Raw genomic sequence first — 3,980 nt, 5'->3', positions numbered from 1 at the left:
TCGTCGGGGAGGCGGGCCTCCCGTATGCGCTCGAGGAGCGTCTTGGTCGTCACCTTGTACGGATCGAACCGGTGGTCGTCGCCTGCCGGATCCGGCACAGCCGGGGCGAGGACGACACGGTCGACCGTCAGGCCGGCTTGCTCCCAGAAGTCGCGCGACGTTTCCGTAAGCCAGTCCCAGTAGGGAGAGACGAGCGTCAGGCGGGTTATTCCGAGTGCTTCGCACAGGGCGAGTATCGCCTGCGTCGACGACTGCACGGGGAAGCCGAAGCGTTCCGACAACTCGGCGACGAAGGCACGGTCGCCGTCGGGGTTAAGAAGATAGTGCGAAGCGTTGCACGCCACGACGGCCGCGTCCAGATGCATTTGGCCGAACGTGGCGAGAGTATCGGGAAGTACTTCGTTGTACCTCTCCATCGTTTCCTTTACTCCCATTCCAGGAGTCAGCGGGAAACGGGTGGTGTAAACATTCAGTTCGGAGCCGATCAGACGATTGAACTCCGGCTCTGCGAGCGGGTTTTCCGGGGGAACGACGAGCCCGAGGCGGGGCAGCGGAAAAATGTCCATGGCGGCACATTAGTGGCTGCCTGTGACACCGATGGCCGCAATCCTCTCTACTTGACATTCCACCATGCAAATCCTTTCGGTCTTGACACTCCTTGACAATCCACTACAGATATTTAACAGGACAGCGTTTGCCATTCCCAGCAGTTCGGTGGAAAGTGGTGATCAGTCCTCGCTCAATCCCGGTGAGTGCGACTCGCAGGTCATGCTGACGGCATGAATTGAACGAAATGCTTCCAGGCGGCCCGACCCCCGGAACCGCGGCACCACGACGTCCCTGGCACCCATCCCGAAGAACGGAGCCGACCCATGTCCAGCGCCACCCTCACCGGCGCCCGCCCTGAGTGCATGCTCACCCTCCGCGTCGAGGACATCAAGGACGGCGAGCCGAACCTGGCGATGGTCGAGGTCCAGCTGCGCGACTGGAGCCAGTGAAAGATCCCGGTCCGGAAGGCAGAGCCGCGGCGCCGGTGCGCCGCGGCAGCTGACCAACTGTCCCTCACCTCATCACTGTTGGAGCCCCGGCATGTCCAATGCCCCGTCCATTCCCATGTCGGCGACCCTGGCTGCCGACGAGGCCCTGGCCCGCAGGCGCCGAGCCGGGGAACAGGTCCTGCCGATGGCCAGCGGGGAGATAGGTCTGCCCGTGCTTCCCGCGCTGCGCCGACGGCTCGCCGCCGCAGCGGATGAGAACGCCTACGGCCCCGTGCCCGGCAGCCACGCACTGCGCGCCTCGGCCGCCGGATATTGGGGGCGGCGCGGTCTCGACAGCGATCCCGGTCTCGTCGTGGCCGGGCCGGGCAGCAAGCCCCTGCTGTTCGCGCTGCTGCTCGCCATCGGCGGGGACGTGATCGTGCCCGTACCCAGCTGGGTCAGCTACGTTGCACAGGCCCGGCTCGTGGGGGCACGCCCCATCCCCGTAGCGATCGCTCCGGGCCAGGGCGGAGTGCCCGACCCGGAGCGGCTGCGCGCGGCTGTCGCCGCGGCGCGCGCAGCCGGCCAGGAACCTCGGTGCGTGGTGGTGACGCTGCCGGACAACCCGACCGGAACCGTCGCCTCACCCGACACGGTGCGACGCCTCGCGGCCGCAGCCCGGGAACTCGACCTCGTCATCGTCTCCGACGAGATCTACTGCGACCTCGTCTACGACACCTCGGAGCCTGCCGAGTCCCCGGCCCTGCACGCCCCGGAGCGCACCGTCGTCACCACCGGGCTCACCAAGAACCTGGCTGTCGGGGGCTGGCGCACCGGAGTGGCCAGGCTCCCCGACAGCCATATGGGGCGTTCCCTGCACAGCCGCCTCGTCTCTGTCGCCAGCCAGATCTGGTCCACTCCGCCTGCGCCCGTGCAGGCCGCGGCCACGTACGCGTTCGGCGAGCCACCGGAGATCACGGAGCACGTCGCGGCCAGCCGCAGACTGCACGAGATCGTGGTGCGTGCGGTCGCCGACCACATCACCGGCGCGGGGGCGAGCCTCGCACCGGTTCGCGCGACTTGCTATCTCTACCCGGACTTCGGGCCCCTACGCGACCACCTGGCACGGGCTCACGACGTGAACAGCGGGGAGGACCTGGCCGGGTTCCTCAGCGAGCGCCACGGCATCGGAGTCCTCCCGGCCAGTGCCTTCGGAGAGTCCGGCAACCCCTTGCGGATCCGGGCCGCGACCAGCCGCCTCTACGGCGAGGACGACGAGCAGCGCACCGCCGCGCTCGGGGCACCGGACCCACTCGAACTGCCGTGGATCCGGAAGAACCTGGAGCAGATCGGCACCGCCCTGGCCGACCTCACCGGCGCCCGCGCCCCGCAGTCCTGATCCCTGCCGTCCCAGGAGGCCTTGCTCATGTCCGTGGCCGGCGGACAGCCCGCGGAGGCCTTCATCGCAGTCGACGGCTCGGAAACCGCCTTGCAGCAACGAGGCAGGGCCAACGAGCTTCCCGTGCGCTGCGGAAGCGCTCCGATCCGCATGGCACACGCCCTCATCCACGTCGGGCTCGACCCTCAACATCAAAGGATCAGCATCCCATCATGACCAGCGCCGAGCCGTCCACCGGCACCGCCACCCCGTCACCCCACGCATCTGACACCACGTCAGCCGCAGACCGGAAAATGCCGATGCCGGCACTGCTCGCGTTGGCCGTCGCGGTGTTCATCACCAGTCTCACCGAGACCCTGCCCGCCGGACTGCTGCCCGCCATGAGCTCCAGCCTGCACACCAGCGAGTCGGCCACCGGGCAGACGGTGACCATCTACGCGCTGGGGACGGTGCTCACGACCATCCCCCTGACCGCGGCCACCGCCGGGTGGAGCCGCAAGCGTCTGCTGCTGACTGTCATGGCCGGCTTCGCCGTCGCCAACACCGTCACCGCCCTTTCGGCGGACTACTCGCTCACCCTGGTCGCCCGGTTCATCGCCGGCGTCGCCGCCGGACTGGCCTGGGCCCTGCTGGTCGGCTACGCCCGCCGGATGGTCGCCCCCCACCAGGAAGGCCGCGCCATCGCGATCGCCATGGCCGGAATCCCCGTCGCCCTGTCCCTGGGAGTCCCGGTCGGCACCTTCCTGGGCCAGGTGGTGTCCTGGCAGGCCGCCTTCCTCGCCATGACTGCCCTGACCGTGGTGCTGCTCGTCTGGATCACGGCGGTCGCCCCCGACTACCCCGGTCAGAAGGCCGAGGGCAAGATCCCCATGCGCAGGACCCTGCACGTGCCGGGCGTCACACCGGTGCTGATCGTCACCCTGGTCTTCGTCCTGGCCCACACTCTCCTCTACGCCTACATCGCCTCGTTCCTCGACCACATCGGCATGGGCGGCCAGGTGGACGCGGCCCTGCTGGTCTTCGGCATCGCCTGCCTGATCAGCATCTGGGTCGTCGGCGCCTTCATCAACAGCTACCTGCGCACCCTGACCATCGCCAGCACCCTGTTGGTCGGCGTCGCCGTCGCAGTCATGGGCGCCTTCTCCGGCAGCCATGCGCTGGTCTACGTCGCCGCCGCCCTGTGGGGGCTGGGCTGGGGCGGGGTGCCCACCCTGATGCAGACCGCCGCCGGTCAGGCCGGAGGAGAGGCGGCCGACGCCGCCCAGGCCATGCTGGTGACCCTGTGGAACGTCGCGATGGCCGGCGGAGGCATCGCCGGGGGCCTGCTCCTGGAGGCCGTCGGGGCCGATGCCTTCCCCTGGACGGTGCTGGTTCTCCTGGTCCCGGTCCTTGTCATCGTGCTTGCGGCCCGCGCACACGGCTTCCCCACCAAGCGTGCAGCCGGCACGAGTTGACGACGCTCCGCGTCACGACATTCCTCGACCGCCGACTTCCTGCTCCGACCGACATGCCCGACACATACTGAGGAGACCCTGACAGCCATGTCCATCATCTTCGAGTGCGAGTACCAGGGCCGGCGGTACGCGGGCCACGGCATACCGGTG

The 3,980-nt window shown here is 68.6% G+C and carries 4 protein-coding genes; 3 read left to right on the top strand and 1 reads right to left on the bottom strand.

The window, feature by feature from the left end:
• A partial coding sequence (locus ACI2LP_RS33920) for an arylmalonate decarboxylase (RefSeq protein WP_404728384.1) occupies positions 1 to 566 on the bottom strand: 566 nt, incomplete at its 3' end.
• A gap of 306 nt (positions 567 to 872) precedes the next feature.
• On the opposite strand from ACI2LP_RS33920, the gene ACI2LP_RS33915 reads away from it, so the two are divergent.
• The 3 genes from ACI2LP_RS33915 (at position 873) to ACI2LP_RS33905 (ending at position 3,830) form a co-directional block, all read left to right on the top strand.
• Positions 873 to 998, top strand: a complete 126-nt coding sequence (locus tag ACI2LP_RS33915; RefSeq protein WP_404728383.1) for a hypothetical protein — start codon at positions 873 to 875, stop codon at positions 996 to 998.
• 91 nt (positions 999 to 1,089) lie between these two features.
• Positions 1,090 to 2,376: a pyridoxal phosphate-dependent aminotransferase gene (locus ACI2LP_RS33910; protein WP_404728382.1), complete on the top strand. Its 1,287-nt coding sequence runs from the start codon at positions 1,090 to 1,092 to the stop codon at positions 2,374 to 2,376.
• Positions 2,377 to 2,588: 212 nt separating this feature from the next.
• A complete protein-coding gene (locus tag ACI2LP_RS33905; protein WP_404728381.1) occupies positions 2,589 to 3,830 on the top strand; it encodes an MFS transporter in 1,242 nt (413 codons plus the stop codon).
• Positions 3,831 to 3,980: the final 150 nt, after the last annotated feature.

The sequence above is a fragment of the Streptomyces sp. NPDC019890 genome, from assembly GCF_044903445.1.
Lineage (GTDB): Bacteria > Actinomycetota > Actinomycetes > Streptomycetales > Streptomycetaceae > Streptomyces.
This window is presented reverse-complemented; position numbering and strand designations above follow the sequence as displayed.